The sequence below is a fragment of the Rhodospirillales bacterium genome, from assembly GCA_023898805.1.
In the GTDB taxonomy this organism is placed as follows: Bacteria; Pseudomonadota; Alphaproteobacteria; order Micavibrionales; family UBA1664; genus UBA6145.
In genome coordinates this window covers 1,808,839-1,828,675 of record CP060260.1, presented here as the reverse complement: position 1 = coordinate 1,828,675, position 19,837 = coordinate 1,808,839, and the positions used below count along the sequence as shown (strand labels likewise).

Below are 19,837 nucleotides of genomic sequence, written 5' to 3'. Positions count from 1 at the left end.
TTTATCGGCGGTCCGGGTCATGACAACAGCTTCGCGGCCTTGTCCAGCCCCGCCTCCAGCGCGCTTATATCGTCAGGCGTGTTGTACAGCGCGAGCGAGGCGCGCACCGTGCCCGGCACGCCGAACCGGTCCATCAGCGGCTGGCAGCAATGGTGACCGACGCGCACCGCCACCCCGCATTGGTCGAGAATCATGCCGATATCGGCCGCCGACGCCGTTTTGTGCACGAAAGACACAATGCAGGCGCGGTGCGACGCCCGCCCGATCACGCGGATGTCCTTGCGCGCGGACAGGCGCTTGAACAACGTATCGGCCAGCGCCTTTTCATGCGCCGCGATCGCGGGCCAGCCGATCGCGGCGATATAATCGACCGCCGCGCCCAGACCGATCGCCTCGGCAATCGCGGGGGTGCCGGCCTCGAACCGTTGAGGCGCGGGCAGATAGGTCGATCCGTCCAGCGTCACGCGTTCGATCATGTCGCCGCCGCCCTGATAGGGCGGCATCGCGTCCAGCACGTCCGCCCTGCCCCACAGCACGCCGATGCCCGTGGGACCGTAAAGCTTGTGCCCGGTCATCACGAACCAGTCGCAACCCAGATCGCGGACGTCGATCTTCATATGCGCGGCCGATTGCGCGCCGTCGATCAGGATGCGGGTTTCGGGATTGATCGCGCGGATGCGCGCGGTCAGATCGCGCACCGGATTGATCGTGCCCAGCGTGTTTGAAACATGGACGAAAGCCGCCAGCTTCGTGCGCGGGCCCACCAAGGCGGGCAATTTATCGAGATCGAGTTCGCCCGCATCGGTTACCGGGATGTATTTGACGACGATGCCCAACTGATCGCGCAGCATATGCCACGGCACCAGATTGGCGTGGTGTTCCATTTGCGTGAGCAGAATTTCGTCGCCGGGTTTCAGGTTGGCGCGGCCCCATGCGGCGGCGACCAGATTCACGCCTTCGGTCGCGTTGCGGGTAAAGACGATTTCGTTATCCCGCGCGCCAAGAAAGCGCGCGATTTTCGCGCGCGCGGCCTCGTACGCCGCGGTCGTTGTTTGCGAAAATTCATACAGGCCGCGATGGATGTTCGCGTATGGACCGGTCAGGCAGGCATCCATCGCGTCGATCACCGCGCGGGGTTTCTGGGCGCTGGCGCCGCTGTCGAGATAGACCAGAGGCTTGCCGTTCATCGTACCGGCAAGCGCCGGGAAATCGGCCTTCCAGTTCGGCAGTGCGGGGGACAGCGCGCGTTCAGGCAAGGTCATCTAGCCCCCCTTGCGCGCGGGCGGCCAGCGCGGCGGCCAGATCTTCGGGCAGATGGTCGAAGGCGGCGGTAACAAAAGCGCCCAGCAAAAGACGTTTCGCCTCCGCTTCCGGAATGCCGCGCGCGCGCAGGTAAAACAGCGATGCGTGGTCGAGGCTGCCGGTCGTCGTGCCGTGCGAGCATTTAACGTCGTCGGCGTAGATTTCCAGTTCCGGTTTGGTGTTCATCGCCGCATGGTCGGAAAGCATCAGCGTGTTGCACAATTGATATCCGTCGGTGCGCTGGGCCACGCGGTGGACGTGGATCTTGCCTTGAAAGACACCCACGGCCCGCCCAGCCAGTACGTTGCGGATAGTCTGGTTCGATGTGCAATCGGGCGCGGCGTGTTCGATCAGGACCGTGGTGTCCATGTGCTGACGTCCGCCCGCCATCTGAACCCCCCGCACCGCCGCGTGAGCGCCGGGTTCCAGCAATTCGGCCCAGAATTCCTGCCGCACCAGATGCCCGCCCGCGTTCAGGAACGTGCATTCATAAGACGCGTCCCGCGCGACGCGGACATGCGTGCCGCCCAGCACCGTGCGGTCGCGCCCTTCTGCGTTGATACGGATATGGGTGCAGCGCGCCCCGTGTTCGAGTTCGATTTCCAGCGCCGCGTTGGTATGAACCGGGGCCGCGCCCTCGGCCAGATAGTGCTCGATGACCGTCGCGTTCACGCCGGGGGCGATTTCCATCACACCGCGCGGGCTGGCCAGCAACGGGGCTTCTTCCCCCTGTCCGACATGGATGATTTCGACGCACGCATCGGATTGCATTTGCAGATACGGGCCGTCCTGCATGAACGCGGTATTCAAAGCCCACAGCATACCGTCGCCGAACCGGTCCATCGGCGCGGTGTCGTAAGGCAGTTCCAGCGCGTGGCCGGCAAGGCTTAAACGCGCATCGCCGAACACCAGATGCCCGTTCACGAATACCAGTTTGCGCGATTGCGGCACCAGCCACGGCAGAGTCAGAGGATTGACGGAAAGCGCAGGTTTTTCGGCGGGGCGCGGCGCCGCCTGTTCCAGCGCGGCTAAATTCGTATAGCGCCAGCGTTCCAGTTTCGGCGTCGGCAGGCCGCGGATTTTAAGCTGGTCAAGCGCGGCGCTGCGCCACGGCGCGCCATCGGTCGGGTTTTGCAAAAACCCGTGCGCCGTTTCGGGGCGGTAACGCGTGGTCGCCGCAAGGCTCATGCCGCGATCCCCGCATAGCCGGTGGCTTCCAGTTCTTTCGCCAGTTCCGGGCCGCCGGATTTGACGATCTTGCCGCCCGCCAGCACATGCACCGCATCGGGCACGATGTAATCGAGCAAGCGCTGGTAATGCGTGATGACCAGAAAACCGCGATCAGGCCCGCGCAGCGCGTTGACGCCTTCGGCCACGATTTTGAGCGCGTCGATATCAAGCCCGGAATCGGTTTCGTCAAGCACCGCGAAAGCGGGGTCGAGCATCGCCATCTGGAGGATTTCCATGCGCTTTTTCTCGCCGCCTGAAAAGCCGACATTGACCGGGCGTTTGAGCATCTCGTCGGTGACGCCGAGTCTGTGCGCATGGGCCTTGAGCGTTTTCAGGAAGGTCAGCGCGTCCATTTCCTCCTGCCCATTTTGTTTGCGAATGGCATTCACCGCGGTTTTTAAAAACGTCGTCGTTTGCACGCCGGGAATTTCGATGGGATATTGAAACGCCAAAAACAGGCCCGCGGCGGCGCGTGCCTCCGGCTCCAGCGCCAGCAGGTCTTTTCCCTTCAATGTGGCGGCGCCGTGGGTCACGGCGTAATCCGCGTGCCCCGCCAGCACGTTCGATAGCGTGGATTTGCCCGCGCCGTTCGGCCCCATGATCGCGTGCACCTGTCCAGCCGGAACGACAAGGTCGATGCCCTTGAGGATTTCCCGGTCGCCGACCGTGGCGTGGAGGTTTTTGATTTCAAGCATTACCCGACACTTCCTTCCAGTGAGATGCCGACCAGTTTCTGTGCCTCGACCGCGAATTCCATCGGCAGGTTCTGCAATACCTCGCGGCAGAAGCCGTTGACGATCAGGGCCACCGCCTCCTCCTCGCTCAAACCCCGCTGGCGGCAGTAAAACAACTGGTCCTCGTTGATCTTGCTGGTCGTCGCTTCGTGTTCCAGTGCCGCGCTTGCGTTGCGACTTTCGATATAGGGCACGGTATGTGCGCCGCACTGATCGCCGATCAGCAGGCTGTCGCATTGCGTGAAATTGCGGGCGTTGGCCGCGCCGGGCATTACCTTGACCGCGCCACGATAGGTGGAATCCGAACGCCCCGCCGAAATCGTCTTGGCGATGATGCGCGAACGCGTGTTTTTGCCCAGATGGATCATCTTGGTGCCGGTGTCGGCCTGCTGGCGGTTGTTGGTGACCGCGACCGAGTAAAACTCGCCCTGACTTCCGTCGCCCTTGAGGATGCAGGACGGGTATTTCCATGTGATGGCCGAGCCGGTTTCGACCTGCGTCCATGACACATGGCTGTTGCGTCCTTCGCACAGCGCGCGCTTGGTGACGAAGTTGTAGATGCCGCCGCGCCCGTCCTCGTCGCCTGGATACCAATTCTGGACGGTCGAGTATTTGATTTCGGCATCGTCATGCGCGACCAGTTCGACCACGGCGGCGTGCATCTGGTTTTCGTCGCGCATCGGCGCGGTGCAGCCTTCGAGATAGGATACATACGCCCCACGGTCGCAGATGATCAGCGTGCGTTCAAACTGGCCGGTGTTTTTGGCGTTGATGCGGAAATAGGTGGATAATTCCATCGGGCAGCGCACGCCGGGGGGCACGTAAACAAACGATCCGTCGGTGAACACCGCCGAATTCAGGCAGGCGTGTTTGTTGTCGCCCGGCGGAACCACGGAACCCAGATATTTGCGCACCAGATCGGGGTGGGTGCGCACCGCTTCGGAAATCGGGCAAAAAATCACGCCCGCTTCCTCCAGCTTCGCCTTGAAGGTGGTGGCGACGGACACGGAATCGAACACGGCGTCGACGGCAACGCCCGCCAAAATCGCGCGTTCCTTCAAGGGGATGCCCAGTTTCTCGTATGTTTCCAGCAGTTTCGGATCGACCTCGTCCAACGATTTGGGCGCGGTTTTGGTTTTCGGCGCTGCGTAATAATGCGCGTCCTGATAATCGATGGGCGCGATATCCAGCTTGGCCCAATCCGGTTCCGGCATGGTCAGCCACTGGCGATAGGCCTTGAGCCGCCATTTCAGCAGCCAGTCCGGTTCCGTCTTTTTTTGCGAGATCAGGCGGATGATGTCCTCGTTCAGCCCCTTGGGGGCGAATTCCATGTCGATCTCGGTGGTGAAACCGGCGGTATACGCACCGGACATCGCCTGAACCTGTTTGAGAGTGTCCGCACCCGCCGCCATCACGCCACCGCCTTTTTGGAGACCATGTCGGCCAGCGTGATGCTTTCAAACGCGCCACGCACCGCCGCGTTGACGGGATTCCAGCGCCCGGTCATCGCGCAGGCGCCTTCCAGCGCGCAGGGTTCGTCGTGACCTTCGACGCAGGCGGTCAGGCTCAGGCGCCCCTCGATCGCCGAAACGATGTCGAAGACGCTGATCTCCCCCGCCGGACGGGCAATGGCATAGCCGCCATTGACCCCGCGCACCGAGGTGACAAGGCCACCCGTCGCCATCTGTTTCAGGACCTTGGCCACCGTCGGTTCGGGCAGGCCCGCGCCTTCCGCGATCTGCGGCGCGGACAACGGCGCGCCGCTGTTGCGGGAGAGCATCTCCAGCACCACCACGGCGTAGTCGCTCATGCGCGAAAGCTTGATCATCAGCAAGGCCTTAAATCAGGACGAATTCAGTGCGGTTTATATAACAGCGCCTGACCGACATGGCAAATACCTGATTTTTAAGTGAGAATGGTTCGCAGCTTGATGGCCCGTACGGCAAAAAACGACTTTATGCCGCTAATTTCCGGCGTGCCGGCGATTACCCCGATAGCAAAACAGACGAAATATACATAACTTATTGAAATGGCATAAAAACCGCTAACACGAACACGACATTATCTTGACTAAAGTCAAGCGACAGCGCATCCTTATCCTGTATCATGGTTGGGTGCGGCAGACTGTCGCAATTAAGGAAATAAGATAGGATAATCAATGACAAAGGCGTCCATATCCTCAACTTATCTTACGCGTCACGAACGCTTTTTCAACAATGACGAGATTATTGTCAGCAAGACCGACCTGAAGGGCCGAATTACCTATGCCAATCCGCTGTTCATGAAACTGGCGGATATGGGCGAAAAGGAATTGCTGGGCGCACCGCATAGCATCATCCGCCACCCGGAAATGCCGCGCTGCGTGTTCAAGCTTTTGTGGGACACGCTGGAAGCGAAACGCGAAATCTTCGCCTATGTCGTCAACCGTTCGGCCAATGGCGACCATTACTGGGTCCTCGCCCACGCCACCCCCACTTTCGACGGCACCGGGAACATCACCGGCTATCATTCCAGCCGCCGGGTCCCCGACAAGCGCATCGTGAGCGAGATCATCGCACCGCTTTACCAAACCCTGCTGGCCGAGGAAACCCGCCACGCCAACGCCAAGGACGGCATGGCCCATTCCACCGCCATGCTGTTGAACATCCTGAAAAGCAAGGGGATCGCGTATGACGAATTTGTCTTCTCTCTCTAAGGCGCTTGGCCTTCAGGCCGGGGCGGCAGTCGTCGCGCTCGTTTCCTGCACCGCGCTGCACGGTCCCGCCGCGCTTGCGGGTGGGGTTCTGGCCCTCGCCGCGCTGGGCGGGGCCGCCTATTTCATCCTGCGCACGCAGCACGACATCGCCCGCGCCGCCGAGGCGTGCCACAAGCTGGAAAAAGGGCTGTTCGACACGCGGATCACCAACATCACCAATGGCGGCGAAGTCGGCGCATTGATGTGGGAAATCAACAATATGGTCGACCGGATGGACGCATTCGTGCGCGAAGCCGGCGCGGTTCTGGATTACGTCAGCCGCAACCAGTATTTCCGCAAGATCAAACCGGACGGGATGCTGGGCATCCTTCTCAACACCAGCCAGACCATCAACACGGCGGTCGAGCAAACCGCCGCGAAAATGAATCGCGCCGTCAGTGTCGCGGATTCGGTCGATTCCACACTGAAAAACGTGGTCAATGAAATTGGCGGATCGGTCGGCGACCTGTCGTCGTCCTCGACCACAATGAAATCGACAGTGCAGGCGACGCGTTCCAATTCCGACCACGCGGTCGAGAAGTCGGGCATGGCTTGCGCCAGCGTGCAGATGATTTCCGCCGCGGCGGAGGAAATGAGCGCATCGATCCAGGAAATCAGCCGCCAGATCGTGCGCACGTCTGATTTAAGCGAAAAGGCCGTGGCGCAGGCGGGCGAAACCCGCGCGATCATCGATACGCTGGTCGAAACCGCGCGTCAGGTCGGACAGATCGTCGCCCTGATCGACGAGGTCGCCGGGCAGACCAATCTTCTTGCGCTCAACGCCACCATCGAATCCGCGCGCGCGGGCGAAGCGGGCAAGGGTTTCGCCGTCGTCGCGAACGAGGTCAAGGCGCTGGCCGCGCAAACGGCGGAAGCGACCGAAACCATCCGCGGCCAAATCGAACACATCCAAACCATATCCGGCAACGCAGCGAATTCTTTCGCAGGGATCGAGGCCGACATCAAAAGCATCAGCGAGTCCGCGACACTGGTCGCCGCCGCAGTCGAGGAGCAAACCGCCGCATCCAAGGAAATCGCCACCGGCGCGCAGCGCGCGTACGAGGGCACGGCGTCAATGGCCGACGATCTGCGCCTGATCAACGAGGAAGCGGTTAAATCCGACGACGCGGTGGGCGGCGTGATAAAGGTCAACGAGCATTTGTCAGGCAGCATCGTCGGGCGTGTCGAGCGCCTGATGCACGACATGGCTGGGTTTGTCGCGGACCTCAAGCGCGTGGGTTGATGGGATAGGCTGGCATCCAGTCATCCAATTTTCGCTCCGTCATGAGAGTAGGACAAAGTCCAACGCGGCAATCCATGCCGCGTGCCCCCCAGCCACCTTTGTGGATTGCTTCGCGCTTGCGCGCTCGCAATGGCCGCGTAAAGGCAAAGAGATCAGGCGGCCTTTTTCTTCAGGCTTTCCAGCAGGCCGGATGCGAAGTCTGAAAGCGTGTCGTCGCGCGCGCCCATGACGACGATGCGGTCGCCGGGTTGTGCCTCAAGCAGCGCTGAAAGGCCGCAGGCATCACGCGTTTCACACCAGTGCGCGCGCGGACCGATGGCTTCGCAAACCTGTTTCGTGCCGATGGCGCGGTCGGCGGTGCCGCCCAGATAAAGCGGGTCTGGCATATAGATGCAGTCGTGTTCGTCCGTATGGGTGCGGAACGTTTCGGCCAGTTCGCGCCACATCAGTTTCAACGGTCCATAGCCGTGCATCTGGAAGATCACCAGAAGCCGCCCCGGATGGCGGCGCAGGGTGGACAGCGTGGCCGCGATCTTGTCGGGGTTGTGGGCGAAGTCGTCGATGACCGCAACGCCCCCTGCCTCGCCCACCCATTCCATGCGGCGCTTGATGCCCTGAAACCGGGCCAGAATATCGCAGGATTTCTCGACGCCGATGCCATATGCCTCGGCCGCCGCGATCGCGGCCAGCGCGTTGGAAAGGTTGTGTTCGCCCGGCAGATCGAGCGAGAGCGCGACGCCGTTGACCACGGCGGCGGTCCCCTCCTCCAGATGATAGACATGCGTCGTGGCGTAATCGCGCCCGGAATCGTGCAGGCTGAAGCTTCGTGCGCCGGGGCCGATCAGCCGCGCGCTTTCGGCGTTGTCGGCATTGACGACCGGCACGCGCGCACGCGCGACGAAGTGGGAGAACAGGGCGCGCAGCTCATCCAATCCCTTGTGATCGACCGAGATATTGGTCAGCACCGCGACATCGGGATCGTAGAGCGCAATCGACCCGTCACTTTCGTCGCATTCGGTGACGAAGACATCGCCCTTTCCGGCCAGCGCGGTAACCCCGTAATTCTTCATCACGCCGCCGCACATCACCGTCGGGTCCAGCCCCGCTTCCTTGAGGATATACGCGATCATGCCCGTGGTTGTGGTCTTGCCGGACGTGCCGCCCACCGCGATGCGGCGGGGAAAGGCGTTGAAAATTTCGGCCAGAAGTTCGGCGCGTTTGAGGATTGAAACGCCCGCGTCGCGCGCGGCCTTTACATCGGGCACCGTATCCTCGACCGCCGCCGATACCACCAGCGCGTCGATATCATGCACACCGGACCCGTCCTGCGGGTGCAACGCGAATCCGTCCACCTCCAGCCGCGCGAATTTTTCCGGGCTACGGCCCTGATCCCGCCCGCGGTCCGAACCGGACACGCGGTGCCCGCGCCCTTTAAGGATATAGGCCAGCGGCATCATGCCCGATCCGCCGATGCCGGAAAGGAAGTAGTGTTTTTTATTGCCCGTCGCCGTCATATCACGTCCGCTTACGCCGGTCCCTTGCCGCGGGTCAGCGCGGCGAGGATTTTGCCCTGAAGCGACGATCCGTCACCGGAAAAATCAGGCGGGGAAAGTTTCAGCGGCGCGGCGGACGCCTCGGTCATAATCCGTGTCACCGCCCCAGCGGTGCGCCTGTTCCCCTTGTCGCGCTTTTTCCCTGCGGTCATGAGGTCTTCCGGATGCTGAGCGTCTTAACCTGACAGGCGTCGCGGAAACCCTGTTTGCCGCCGGTGCGTTTGAGGCCGGAATCCTTGTAGCCGCCAAAGGCGTTATACGGCCCGGAATAATCGACGCCGTTATGCGATATGCTGCCTGCGCGCAGGGCGGCGGCGATTTTTTGTGCGCGGCCTTCGTCTTTCGTGAACACGTAACCCGACAGGCCGTAGGGCGTGTCGTTGGCCATGGCAATCGCATCGTTATCCGTCTTGAAGGTCCGGATAGGCAGGACGGGGCCGAAGACCTCCTCGCACCATACGCGCATATCTGGCGTGACGTTGGTCAACAAGGTTGGCGCATAGTAAGCGCCTTTCAGGTTTTCGGGCACCGCGCCGCCGGTCACGCAGACCGCGCCCTTGGCGCGCGCGTCCGCGACCTGTTCGATCAGGCGTTTTTGCTGGCGTTCGGCCACAAGCGGGCCCAGATCCGTATTTTCGTCCAGCGGGTCGCCGAGTTTTTGTGATTCAATAATCGCCTTCAGCGCCGCCACGGTTTCATCAAGCCGGCTTTCATGGACCAGAAGGCGTTTGAGGCCGCAGCATATCTGGCCGTTATTGATGAATTTGGCGCCGTAAATCGCCTCGGCATTCGCCTGAACATCCGCATCCTCGCATACAATACCGGCATCGGACCCGCCGAGTTCCAGATGCGCCGGGATGAATTTTTCCGCCGCGATGCGATAAAGTTTTTTGCCCACCGCGCTGGAGCCCGTAAAGCAAATCAGGTCGATATCGGCACGGACCAGCGCCTCGCCCACCTCTCCGGCGCCGTAGACCATGTTGATCACGCCCTCCGGCATGCCGGATTCCCTGATCACCTCGTTCAGGCGGCGGTAAAACAGCGGCACTTCCTCGGACCCTTTCAGGACCACGGTGTTCCCGGCCAAAAGCGGCTGAAACGCCCCCATCACGAAATTGGAAAGCGGGAAATTCCACGGCACGATAACCGCCGCGACGCCATAAGGCTCGAACACCGTCTGGTGACGCTCGGTTTCGTTTTCAAAGGTGGTTTCCGGAGCAAGACACGCGGCCGCGTTGTCGAGATACCAGCGCATATGCCACATCGACCAGTCATGCGTGCCGCGCGCGCCCTTGACGGGCATACCCATTTCCTGCGCCGTTGCCTGAATCAGGTCTTCGGCATGGTTCTCGATCGCCGCAACCAGACGGCTTATGGCCTTGAGGCGGCCATCAACGCCCAGTGCCTGCCATCCGGGTTGGGCCGCGCGCGCCTTTTGCACGGCGGCGGCGATATCGGCGGGAGTGGAAACCGCGACCTCGCCCAGAACCGCGTAATCGCACGCGGGGTTGGTCGATACCAATGTCGCTTCGTTCCTGATTTTCTGTACCGGGTTTGCCATGGCGGACCTCGTGTGCTGGTATCCGTCTTTTTCGCATATTCCGGCCGTCGCCGTCAAAGCGGCAATTTACGGCTATTTCACCGCCGTAAAGCGCAAGTCGGGGTATTTGTCCTGCGTGTCGCCCAGATGCCACGCGTTGCGTGCCAGAAAGACCGGGTCGCCGTCGTGGTCGTCGGCCAGCGCCGACTGGTTTTTATCAAGAAACTCCTTGAGCTTTTTCGCATCGTCCGCCGCGACCCAGCGCGCGGTGTACAGGGCCACGTCCTCGAACTTTACCGGAATGTTGTATTCGGTGCGGATGCGGTCGGCGAGGATTTCAAATTGCAGCGCACCCACCACGCCCACGATCCAGCCGGAATCGAGTTTGGGTTTGAAGACGCGGGCCACGCCTTCCTCGGCCAGTTGGACGAGCGCGGATTCCAGATGCTTGGCCTTCATCGGGTCAATGGCGCGCACGCGTTGAAGCAGTTCGGGCGCGAAAGACGGGATGCCGGTAAAGACCAGTTCCTCGCCTTCCGTCAACGCATCACCGATGCGCAGGCCGCCATGGTTGGGCAGGCCCACGATATCGCCGGGAAACGCGGTTTCCGCCGTTTCGCGCTCGTTGGCGAAGAACATCAGCGGGGTATGGATGGTCAGTATCTTGCCGGTGCGCACGTGCTTGAGCTTCATGCCCTTTTTGAAAACGCCCGAAGCGATGCGCGCAAAGGCGATGCGGTCGCGGTGCTTGGGGTCCATGTTCGCCTGAATTTTAAAGACGAAGGCGGAAACGGATTTTTCGCCCGGATCGATACTGCGGTCCCTTGTCGGCTGCGCGCGCGGCGTGGGCGCAAGGTCGCGCACGCCGTTGAGCAGCTCGCGCACACCAAAATTGTTGACCGCCGAGCCAAAAAACACCGGGGTCATGTGGCCTTCGAGATAGCTTTGACGGTCGAAGGGCTTGCACGCGCCGCGCACCATCTCCACCTCCTCGCGCATCTGTTCGGCCAGATGCGCGGGAACCAGCGTGTCGATGCGCGGGTCGTCGAGGCCCTGCATCATCACGCCCGCGTCGGTGCCGCCGCGTTCAAACAATTGCAGGCGATCATGCGCCAGATCGTAGGTGCCCTTGAAATCGCGCCCGCCGCCGATCGGCCATGTGGCCGGGGTCACGTCCATGGCAAGGCGCTTTTCGATGTCGTCGATCAGGTCGAAGGGGCCCAGCGTGTCGCGATCCATCTTGTTGACGAACGTGATGATCGGAATGTCGCGCAGGCGGCAGACCTCGAACAGTTTCAGGGTCTGGCTTTCGATCCCCTTGGCCGCATCGAGGACCATGATGGCGGAATCCACGGCGGTCAGCGTGCGGTATGTATCTTCGGAAAAATCCTCGTGCCCCGGCGTATCAAGCAGGTTGAAGATCGTATCCGCGTATTCAAACGTCATCACCGAGGAGACGACGGAAATGCCGCGCTCCTGCTCCACCTTCATCCAGTCGGACTTGGCGCGGCGGGCATCGCCGCGCGCCTTGACCGCGCCGGCCATCTGGATCGCGCCCCCGAAAAGCAGCAGTTTTTCGGTCAGCGTCGTCTTGCCCGCGTCGGGGTGCGCGATAATGGCGAAAGTCCGCCTGCGGGCGATTTCCTGTTCCGGGGTCATGGTGTGGCGGTTTTACAGGCTTTGCTGGAAAAAGAAAACTACGTTATCGCGAGCGCCTCGCGGATGGAGGGCGCGGGCGCGGCGCTGGTTTTGCCTGCGTGCCAAAGCGCCAGATAAAGCGGCCCCCAGGCGGCCTTGGCCCCCTCCGGCGTGTGCAGGCGCGCGGTCAGCGCCGCCATTTCGCGGGCGGTCAGCAGCTCGCGCAAAACGGGCTGCCGGGGCAGAAAATCCGCTAGGTCGCGCGCCATATCCGCGATCCAGCCGCCTACCGGCACGGTAAAGCCGCGCTTGCGTTCAAAGGCACGGGCCTGCGGCAGGGCACCGTCAAGCCAGTGTCTGAGCAGGTATTTTCCATCCCGTCCGCGCAGTTTCAGGGCATCCGGCAGGCCGAAGGCGAATTCGGCCACGCGTTCGTCAAGAAAGGGCGTCCGCCCCTCCAGCCCGTGCGCCATCAAGCAGGTGTCCAGTTTGACCAGCAGGTCGCAAGGCAGGTAACCTGCGATGTCGCGGGCCTGCAGGCGTTGCAGGCGCGACCATGCGCGCGGCAGATCCACGCCGTCCTGCGCAAACCAACGCCGCCAGTCCTTCCACGGGCGGGAACGATAGCGGCCATAACCCGCGAAGAGTTCATCGCCGCCTTCGCCCGAAAGCACCACTTTTTGTTCGCGCGCGGCCACGGAGGCCAGTTTCCATGTCGGCAGGATCGCGTAATCGGTCACCGGATCGTCCATATAGGCGGCGATGGCCGGCAGCATGGCGTCGAAATCGGCGGCATCGAACAGCACGTCCACGCCTTGCGCGCCCACGGATTCGCGCACGGCGCGCGCGTAATCGCGTTCGTCGCCCGCGCCCGGCACGTCGAAATACGCCGTATAGGTGCGGATCTGCGCGACATCGCCGCGCAGCGCCAAGGCCGCCATGATCGCCGAGGAATCCACCCCGCCCGAAAGAAACACGCCATACCCCACGTCCGAACGGCAATGCAGATCGACGCTATCGCACAGAATGTCGTTGAGTTCGAGCAGTGCCTCGGCCCGGTCATCCGCGCGCGCAGGCTGGAGCGCCAGAAAGCTGCGGATCGACGACGATACCAGTTTCCCGTGTTCGTACAGGCGGCTTTCGCCGGGCTGCATACGCGCGATCGCGGGATAGGGCGTGAGCGTTCCGCCGATGAAATTGTGCCGCAGCACGGCGCGCAGGCGCATGACATCGATATCCGGCGCGGCGAAGCCGCCCGCAACCAGCGCCTTGGGTTCGGAAGCGAAGGCAATACCCGCGGCGGTTTCGGCCAGATATAGCGGCTTGATGCCGAACGGGTCGCGCGCGAGCAGCGTGCGCCCTGCGCCCGGGTCGTAAATCGCAAAGGCGTACATGCCGCGCAGGTGGTGCACGCAATCGACGCCGTGCGCGTCATAGGCGGCCAGAATGGTTTCGCTGTCGGAATTGGTGCGGAATGTATAACGGCCCGAAAGCGCCGCGCGCAATTCGCGGTAGTTATAGATTTCACCGTTAAAGACCAGAACGCGGCCCTTGTAATCCGCGATCGGCTGGGCCCCGCCCGCCAGATCGATGATCGAAAGGCGGGTATGGACCAGCCCCACCGCATCGTTTACGGCCATGCCGTTTCCATCCGGCCCGCGCGTGGCCAACGCATCGCGCATCGCCGCCAGCGCCGGTTTTTGCGGCGCGTTCCCCGCGTGCGCAATAAACCCGCCGATGCCGCACATTATTTTCCGCCTTTGATTTTGCGGCCGTACAGTTCCAGCGTGTGGTGGACCAGATCATAGCCCAGATCGCGGGCGATTTCGGCCTTGAGGCGTTCGAGATTTTCGTTCTGGAATTCGATCACCGCGCCGCTATCAAGATCGATCAGGTGGTGGTGATGGTCGGCATTTACCTCAAACCGCGCAAAATTCTGGCCGAATTCGCGGCGATCGACCAGATCCATTTCATCCAGCAGGTTGAGCGTGCGATACACCGTAGCCATGGAAATGGACGGGTCGATGGCACGGGCACGGTCAAGCACGGTTTCAACCGAGGGATGATCGGTCGCATCCGTCAGGACCTGCAGGACGGTGCGGCGCTGGCCGGTCATCTTGATTCCGGCGGCGGCGCATTTGGATTCGAGTTTTTCGAGCGTGTCGCGATTTACAGGCATGGCGGAAGATTAACGGGGAACCGGACAATGTTCAATCAGCACAGCATCAGCATAGAGGCAGGCGGCAGATGGCGGTGGTGCCTTTATCCTGCACCGAAGCCAGTTCAAACACTCCGCCCTGCAATTCGGTCATGGCGCGGGCCAGCGGCAGGCCAAGCCCCGTCCCCTGCCCCTTGGCCACGCGCGGATCGGCGACCTGTCCGAACGGCTCCATCACCGTGGCAAGCTTGTCTTGCGGAATGCCGATGCCTTCATCGACGACGGCGATGACCAGCATGTCGCCCTCGATCGCGGCGCGCAGGCGGACTTGCCCGTTCGCATGCGAAAACTTGACCGCGTTGGAAAGAAGATTGAGCAGAACCTGACGCAACATGCGCGGATCGACCGGCACGGGCGGCAGGCCGGGTGCGATATCGAGATCGATGCGCACGTTGCGTTCGGCGGCGTGGGGATGCATCAGGCGGGCCGCCTCCTCCAGCAGCGCCGGAATATCGGCGGGGCGTTTTTCGACCTTCATGTGCCCGGCTTCGATCTTCGACATATCCAGCACGTCGTTGATGATCGTCAGCAAATGGGTCGCGGAGAAATGGATGTCGCCCAAATATTCGCGGTACAGGTCGTTGTCGATACGCCCCAGCGTGCCTGAAAGCATCAAATCGGAAAAGCCGATGATGGCATTAAGGGGCGTGCGCAGTTCATGCGACATATTGGCCAAAAACGCGGATTTTGCCTGATTGGCGGTATCGGCTTGTTCCTTGGCGCGGCGCAAATCGCGTTCGACCTGTTTTAGCTGGGTGATATCGACCAGCGTCGAGATACGGAATTTGCGGCGGCCCGAAAGTTCGATCACGCCCGAAGTCGCGATGATGTTGGCCAGCCCGCCGTCGCCGCGCAGGATTTTGAGTTCGCGCGATTTTTCGACATTAACGTTATTTATAAAATCGTCGTGACGTTTGCGCGCGATATCATGTTCATCCTCGGGCACCATGACGGTAAATTCCTCGCCCACCAGATCGACCGCGCGCCAACCAAAGTTGCGGCAAAGCGTGTCGTTCACCCGCACGACGCGGCGGTTGTGGTCGGTGACCAGAATGCCGACGTCGCTGGCGTCGAAGATGCTGGTGAAGATGGAGAGCGCGTCGTCACGTTCGCGGCGCAGCGCGTCCTCGTTCGGCGACGGCAGGCGGGCGGTCATGTCGATCGCGATCACGCGGCCTTCGTCGTCTTTAAGCGGGTTTAGGAAGAAGGGACGCAGCTTGACGCCGTCGGGCGCCAGCGGAATGCACTGGACGGATACCGGCATGCCCGACGAAAAACACACGCCGAAGGACTGGATCACATGGGTCTTATTGGCGACTTCCAGCAGGTCGTCGATCAGCCGTCCGTCCAGCCCATCCTGTTTCTGGCCGAAATATTCGCAGGCCGAAGGGTTGGCGCGGTGGACACAGAAAAACCCGTCTTCGCGCCGCTCGATCAGCAGGCGCGGCTCAGGCCAGCCCGTGAACAGGCGCTCGTAAATGCTTTTATCCGGCATTTCAGTATTTTACGCGATTTTTGCCTTATTTCAAAGCGTGCCGAACATGCGGTCGCCCGCATCGCCCAACCCCGGCACGATGAACGCGTTGGCGTTCAAGTGGCTGTCGAGCGCCGCCGTATAAATCGGCAGGTCGGGATAAAGGCCGTGCACGTATTCGACGCCCTCGGGCGCGGAGATCAACGTCACCACCCGGATATCGGCCAGTTTCGCGCCAGCGTTCAGCAGGATTTCAACCGCCTTGGCCGTCGAATGGCCGGTCGCCAGCATCGGATCGACCAGAAAGATCGGACGGTCGAGTTCCCTTGGCAGGCGGATCAGGTATTCGACCGGCAGTTTCGTTTCCTCGTCCCGGTACAGGCCGATATGGCCCATATGGCAATCGGGGAACAACGCCTCGAACCCCGAAACCAGTCCCAGTCCCGCGCGCAGGATCGGCACCACCAGAACGGATTTTGCGGCGGCCAGCATGCGTCCCGGCGTTTTTTCCAGCGGGGTTTCGACCGTACATTCGCGGGTAGGCAGATCCGCCGAGGCCTCGTAAGCCAGCGCCATGGAAACCTCGTGCACATAGGCGCGGAAAGCGTGAACGGAGGCGTTTTTATCGCGCAGGCGCGCCAGACGGTCAGCGACTACGGGATGGGCGGAAACAATCAGGTTTTTCATGCCCTAACCAAGCCATTCCTTTTCGCAGGCGTCAAGCGTGTCGGTGCGGATGGCGGCGCGGATTTCGCGGAACAACTGCATCATCACCGCAACGTTGTGCATGGACAGAATGTGTTCGGCCAACGGCTCCTTGGCCTGCACCAGATGATGCAGGGTGCCGCGCGTGTATTGGCGTGAAATGTGGAATGCGCTGTCGGCATCCAGCGGCGTGGTATCGCCACGGTATTTCGCATTGCGCAGGTTGATGCGCATCCTTGGCTGGCCCTTGAGCAGCATCGTGCCATGTCCGGCCAGCCGCGTGGGTTCGACGCAATCAAACGTGTCGATGCCCGCGCGGACGCCGGCAAAAATATCCTCGACATGGCCTATTCCCAGCATGTGCACGGGACGGTCACGGCGCACGCATTCCATGGTCGGCGCGACGATGTCGTGCAATTCGTCCTTCGATTTGCCGAAATAGCCGCCGATCGCCATGCCGAAGAAATCCTGTTCGTTCACGCGGGCGGCGCTTTCCGTGCGCAGATCCATGTAGTTGCCGCCCTGAACGATGCCGTACAACGCCTGTTTGCCATCGCCTGTTTCGGCAAAGCGTTTGATGCAGCGATCACCCCAGCGCAGCGACATGCGCATCGATTGCGCGTGGTAATCCTTGCCATGGGCGGATGAGGTACATTCGTCGAGCTGGTAGATCAGGTCCGCGCCCAGCGCACGCTGGACATCCATGGATTTTTCCGGCGTCAGGTGCAATTTTTCGCCATTGAGGTAGGAATAAAACCATGCCCCTTCCTCGTCGATTTTGATCAGTGATTTGCGCGGGGCCTTTTTGCCGCGCATCTTGATTTCGTCGCTGCCGCCCTCGTAGCCCATGATGAAAATCTGAAAGCCGCCGGAATCGGTCATGATCGGTCCGTCCCAGACCATCATGCCATGCAGGCCGCCCAGTTTTTCCACCACCGCCGGCCCCGGACGGACCAGCATGTGATAAGTGTTGGCCAAAACGATTTCGGCGCCTGCAGCCTTCGCTTCCTCACCCGTCATGCAGCGCAGCCCCGCATGGGTGCCGCAGAAGATGAAATTGGGGGTTTCGATCGCGCCGTGCGGGGTGGTTAGACGACCAAGCCGCGCACGGGATTGCGTGCACGGCTTGAGAATGTCGAATTTGAAATTCGGGTAAAGCGACACTTAGCTGGCGGCTTTGGCCGCTTCCTTGACCTGTTCGCGGATTTTGCGCAGGCGCGCGTCGAGTTTCGAGGGCGTCTGTTTAAGCAGCCACGCATCCAGGCCGCCATTGTGTTCGATGGTGCGCAGGCCCGCCGCCGTGACCTTCAGCGATACAAAACGCTTCAGGCTTTCGGAATAGGCGCGCGCATCGCGGATATTGGGGTTGAAGCGGCGCTTGGTCTTGTTGTTGGCGTGGGACACGGCGTTCCCGACCTGGCGCATTTTTCCGGTAATCTGACAACGGCGCGTCATGGCGGCCTTCCTTTTCATTCAAAGCAAAATGTTCAATTCGGGGCGGACCTTAGGGGATTTGAGGCGAAAAGGTCAAGCCTTTTTACGCCCCATCCCGAGCCCTACCAGATGTTCGAGCGCGGGGTCGCCGCGATATCCCGGCACAACAGCCTGTAAATGGCGGATGACCGAGGCATCGTCGCCCCGGCGGGCGGCTTCCTCCAGCGTCGTGACGGAACGGCGGAGAAGCGCCGAATCTCCGGCTTGCGACACGGCGGCCAGAATTTCCGGCGAATCCGTACCCACGCGGCGTTCGGCGGCGTCGAACAGCTCCTCGTACATCTTCTCGCCGGGGCGAAGGCCGGTGAATTCAATTTTTATGTCCAAATCCGGACGCAACCCCGCCAGCCGGATCATCTGGTGCGCGACGTCGAGAATGCGCATCTGTTCCCCCATGTCGAGGACGAGAATGCGTCCGCGTTGGTCCGGCGCGCGCAGCGCGTGGGCGGAGGCCTGAAGGACCAGAGAAACCGCTTCGGAAATCGTCATGAAAAAGCGACGGATGTCCGGATGGGTCACGGTCAGCGGCCCGCCTGCGGCGATCTGTTTTTTAAACAGCGGTACAACCGAACCGGACGAGCCCAGCACGTTGCCAAAGCGCACCGTGATAAAGCGGGTGGTTCCACCCGCATCGTCCAGCGAACGGGCCAGCATTTCGCCCACGCGCTTGGTCGCGCCCATGACGTTGCACGGATTGACCGCTTTGTCGGTTGAAATCTGGACCATGGTGCCGACACCGAATTCGGCGCAGGATTCGGCAACGATACGGGTGCCGGAAATATTGGTCAGGACACCTTCAGACGGGTTCGCCTCAACCAGCGGGACATGTTTGAGGGCGGCGGCGTGAAAGACGATGTCGGGCTGGAATTCGGCGAAGACCTTGCGCACCTGTTCGGCCACGCGAACGTTGCACAACAGGCAGCGCCACGGAAAATCGAGGCGCAGATCCTTCATGTCGAGTTCAAGCGCGTACAAATTATATTCGCTGAAATCCAGCAAGGCCATCGCCGCCGGACCCAGCCGTGCGATCTGGCGCGAAAGCTCGCCCCCTATGGTGCCACCCGCACCGGTGATGGCGACGCGGCGGCCCGCAATGAGTTCACGCATCGAGTTAAGGTCCAGATTGGCCTGCGGACGGCCCAGCAGATCCTCGATCGCGATGGGGTTGATCGGCGGCGCTTCGTCCACGCTCTCAATCCCCTCGTGAAAGGCCGTCATGTCGCCAAGACGCGAAAGGCGCAAGCCGTATTTTTCCGGCGCTTCCAAAATCGCGGGCGGCACGTCCATCAGATCGGCCCCGCCGCCCGGCGCGTTTTCGGTAAAGACAAGGCGCTGGACCGGGCGTCCGTTGTCTGTCAGGTCCCGCAGGATGGTTTCAAGATGCTTGGGTTTGCCCAAAATCGGCACGCCGTGCAGCATTTCGCCGAACAGCGTGCGGGATTCATCGACCACGCCCGCGATATTGTAACCGAAATAGGGGTTGAGGCGCGACACCCGGATATAACGTTCAGCCAGCGGCCCCGCCCCCACCAGCACCACACGCGGGCGCGCGACGCCCGACGCCTCGGGGTGGCGGGTCGGCATCCCTTCGTACACCAGGCGGTGCAGCAGGCGCTGGCCCACCACCATGGCGCTTAACACCAGCCCTTGCACGACGATGAAGCTGGGCGCAAACAAAAAGGCGGGCCAGAGAAAATGCTGGAACAGGCCAAAGGCAAACAGGGTCGCCAGAACCGCACGCCCGATATCAAGAAGGTCGCGCATCGAGGTATAACGCCAGACATTGCGATGGGTGCCGAACACAGCCGAGGAAAAGACATAAAATATAGCGAATACCAACGCCTGCCGCACCAGTGCGTCGAGCGAACCAAGGTCGCCACGGTTATAAATCGCCACGGCCGCAGCGACCGATGCCATCGCGAGAATGGAATCGAACCCCAATTTGATGATTTTGCCTTTCAGTCGGCGCATG

Annotated in this window: 18 protein-coding genes; 2 read left to right on the top strand and 16 right to left on the bottom strand. The window is 61.5% G+C overall.

The features are described 5' to 3' along the window. Positions 1 to 17: 17 nt before the first annotated feature. The 5 genes from H6866_09060 to H6866_09040 are packed head-to-tail and all read right to left on the bottom strand — an operon-like array spanning position 18 to position 5,094. The gene (locus H6866_09060) at positions 18 to 1,262 is read right to left on the bottom strand and encodes a cysteine desulfurase (GenBank protein USO07547.1); all 1,245 of its coding nucleotides are present in this window, start codon (positions 1,260 to 1,262) and stop codon (positions 18 to 20) included. Further along, positions 1,249 to 2,490, bottom strand: coding sequence for a Fe-S cluster assembly protein SufD (sufD, locus tag H6866_09055; GenBank protein USO07546.1), 1,242 nt, complete (start codon positions 2,488 to 2,490; stop codon positions 1,249 to 1,251). Before sufD ends, H6866_09060 begins: the two co-directional genes overlap by 14 nt. Next, positions 2,487 to 3,227: a Fe-S cluster assembly ATPase SufC gene (sufC, locus tag H6866_09050; GenBank protein ID USO07545.1), complete on the bottom strand. Its 741-nt coding sequence runs from the start codon at positions 3,225 to 3,227 to the stop codon at positions 2,487 to 2,489. Before sufC ends, sufD begins: the two co-directional genes overlap by 4 nt. Then, positions 3,227 to 4,678 carry a Fe-S cluster assembly protein SufB gene (gene sufB / locus H6866_09045; GenBank protein ID USO07544.1) on the bottom strand — a complete coding sequence of 484 codons (1,452 nt, stop codon included), beginning with the start codon at positions 4,676 to 4,678 and terminating at the stop codon, positions 3,227 to 3,229. The genes sufC and sufB overlap by 1 nt, the downstream gene beginning before the upstream one ends. After that, a complete protein-coding gene (locus H6866_09040; protein ID USO07543.1) occupies positions 4,678 to 5,094 on the bottom strand; it encodes an SUF system Fe-S cluster assembly regulator in 417 nt (138 codons plus the stop codon). The genes sufB and H6866_09040 overlap by 1 nt, the downstream gene beginning before the upstream one ends. A 330-nt stretch (positions 5,095 to 5,424) precedes the next feature. Between H6866_09040 and H6866_09035 the strand changes: the two genes are divergently transcribed. Further along, on the top strand, positions 5,425 to 5,961 hold the full coding sequence (locus tag H6866_09035) for a PAS domain-containing protein (protein USO07542.1): 537 nt from the start codon (positions 5,425 to 5,427) through the stop codon (positions 5,959 to 5,961). Then, a complete protein-coding gene (locus H6866_09030) occupies positions 5,936 to 7,243 on the top strand; it encodes a hypothetical protein (protein USO07541.1) in 1,308 nt (435 codons plus the stop codon). The genes H6866_09035 and H6866_09030 overlap by 26 nt, the downstream gene beginning before the upstream one ends. A 152-nt stretch (positions 7,244 to 7,395) precedes the next feature. Here H6866_09030 and H6866_09025 read toward each other — a convergent pair whose 3' ends face one another. The 11 genes from H6866_09025 to H6866_08975 all read right to left on the bottom strand — a co-directional run bounded on the left by H6866_09025 (position 7,396) and on the right by H6866_08975 (position 19,836). Next, a complete protein-coding gene (locus tag H6866_09025) occupies positions 7,396 to 8,757 on the bottom strand; it encodes a UDP-N-acetylmuramate--alanine ligase (GenBank protein USO07540.1) in 1,362 nt (453 codons plus the stop codon). An 11-nt stretch (positions 8,758 to 8,768) separates the two neighbouring features. Continuing rightward, positions 8,769 to 8,948 carry a hypothetical protein gene (locus H6866_09020; protein USO07539.1) on the bottom strand — a complete coding sequence of 60 codons (180 nt, stop codon included), beginning with the start codon at positions 8,946 to 8,948 and terminating at the stop codon, positions 8,769 to 8,771. After that, positions 8,945 to 10,357: an aldehyde dehydrogenase gene (locus H6866_09015; protein ID USO07538.1), complete on the bottom strand. Its 1,413-nt coding sequence runs from the start codon at positions 10,355 to 10,357 to the stop codon at positions 8,945 to 8,947. The genes H6866_09020 and H6866_09015 overlap by 4 nt, the downstream gene beginning before the upstream one ends. 72 nt (positions 10,358 to 10,429) lie before the next feature. Next, on the bottom strand, positions 10,430 to 11,995 hold the full coding sequence (locus H6866_09010) for a peptide chain release factor 3 (protein ID USO07537.1): 1,566 nt from the start codon (positions 11,993 to 11,995) through the stop codon (positions 10,430 to 10,432). 38 nt (positions 11,996 to 12,033) lie between these two features. Further along, on the bottom strand, positions 12,034 to 13,722 hold the full coding sequence (gene asnB, locus H6866_09005) for an asparagine synthase (glutamine-hydrolyzing) (protein ID USO07536.1): 1,689 nt from the start codon (positions 13,720 to 13,722) through the stop codon (positions 12,034 to 12,036). After that, complete coding sequence (locus H6866_09000) at positions 13,722 to 14,090, bottom strand: transcriptional repressor (protein USO08645.1); 369 nt, start codon at positions 14,088 to 14,090, stop codon at positions 13,722 to 13,724. The genes asnB and H6866_09000 overlap by 1 nt, the downstream gene beginning before the upstream one ends. A gap of 109 nt (positions 14,091 to 14,199) precedes the next feature. Next, complete coding sequence (locus H6866_08995; GenBank protein USO07535.1) at positions 14,200 to 15,687, bottom strand: PAS domain S-box protein; 1,488 nt, start codon at positions 15,685 to 15,687, stop codon at positions 14,200 to 14,202. Between the two features lie 30 nt (positions 15,688 to 15,717). Then, positions 15,718 to 16,353 carry a uracil phosphoribosyltransferase gene (upp, locus tag H6866_08990; GenBank protein USO07534.1) on the bottom strand — a complete coding sequence of 212 codons (636 nt, stop codon included), beginning with the start codon at positions 16,351 to 16,353 and terminating at the stop codon, positions 15,718 to 15,720. Between the two features lie 3 nt (positions 16,354 to 16,356). Continuing rightward, positions 16,357 to 17,535 (bottom strand): tRNA guanosine(34) transglycosylase Tgt, encoded by a 1,179-nt coding sequence (gene tgt / locus H6866_08985; GenBank protein USO07533.1) that lies wholly within the window; start codon positions 17,533 to 17,535, stop codon positions 16,357 to 16,359. After that, complete coding sequence (gene rpmB / locus H6866_08980) at positions 17,536 to 17,826, bottom strand: 50S ribosomal protein L28 (GenBank protein ID USO07532.1); 291 nt, start codon at positions 17,824 to 17,826, stop codon at positions 17,536 to 17,538. It lies immediately after the preceding gene. A gap of 72 nt (positions 17,827 to 17,898) precedes the next feature. Beyond that, a complete protein-coding gene (locus tag H6866_08975; protein USO07531.1) occupies positions 17,899 to 19,836 on the bottom strand; it encodes a polysaccharide biosynthesis protein in 1,938 nt (645 codons plus the stop codon). Position 19,837: the final 1 nt, after the last annotated feature.

Excerpts from the sequence above, each read along its gene's own strand:
- H6866_09025 (USO07540.1), bottom strand. The coding sequence starts at position 8,757 with ATGACGGCGACGGGCAATAAAAAACACTACTTCCTTTCCGGCATCGGC.
- upp (USO07534.1), bottom strand. The coding sequence starts at position 16,353 with ATGAAAAACCTGATTGTTTCCGCCCATCCCGTAGTCGCTGACCGTCTG.
- H6866_09020 (USO07539.1), bottom strand. The coding sequence starts at position 8,948 with ATGACCGCAGGGAAAAAGCGCGACAAGGGGAACAGGCGCACCGCTGGG.
- asnB (USO07536.1), bottom strand. The coding sequence starts at position 13,722 with ATGTGCGGCATCGGCGGGTTTATTGCGCACGCGGGGAACGCGCCGCAA.
- H6866_09010 (USO07537.1), bottom strand. The coding sequence starts at position 11,995 with ATGACCCCGGAACAGGAAATCGCCCGCAGGCGGACTTTCGCCATTATC.
- H6866_09000 (USO08645.1), bottom strand. The coding sequence starts at position 14,090 with ATGACCGGCCAGCGCCGCACCGTCCTGCAGGTCCTGACGGATGCGACC.
- sufB (USO07544.1), bottom strand. The coding sequence starts at position 4,678 with ATGGCGGCGGGTGCGGACACTCTCAAACAGGTTCAGGCGATGTCCGGT.
- H6866_09035 (USO07542.1), top strand. The coding sequence starts at position 5,425 with ATGACAAAGGCGTCCATATCCTCAACTTATCTTACGCGTCACGAACGC.
- sufC (USO07545.1), bottom strand. The coding sequence starts at position 3,227 with ATGCTTGAAATCAAAAACCTCCACGCCACGGTCGGCGACCGGGAAATC.
- rpmB (USO07532.1), bottom strand. The coding sequence starts at position 17,826 with ATGACGCGCCGTTGTCAGATTACCGGAAAAATGCGCCAGGTCGGGAAC.
- H6866_08975 (USO07531.1), bottom strand. The coding sequence starts at position 19,836 with ATGCGCCGACTGAAAGGCAAAATCATCAAATTGGGGTTCGATTCCATT.
- H6866_08995 (USO07535.1), bottom strand. The coding sequence starts at position 15,687 with ATGCCGGATAAAAGCATTTACGAGCGCCTGTTCACGGGCTGGCCTGAG.
- sufD (USO07546.1), bottom strand. The coding sequence starts at position 2,490 with ATGAGCCTTGCGGCGACCACGCGTTACCGCCCCGAAACGGCGCACGGG.
- H6866_09030 (USO07541.1), top strand. The coding sequence starts at position 5,936 with ATGACGAATTTGTCTTCTCTCTCTAAGGCGCTTGGCCTTCAGGCCGGG.
- H6866_09060 (USO07547.1), bottom strand. The coding sequence starts at position 1,262 with ATGACCTTGCCTGAACGCGCGCTGTCCCCCGCACTGCCGAACTGGAAG.
- H6866_09040 (USO07543.1), bottom strand. The coding sequence starts at position 5,094 with ATGATCAAGCTTTCGCGCATGAGCGACTACGCCGTGGTGGTGCTGGAG.
- H6866_09015 (USO07538.1), bottom strand. The coding sequence starts at position 10,357 with ATGGCAAACCCGGTACAGAAAATCAGGAACGAAGCGACATTGGTATCG.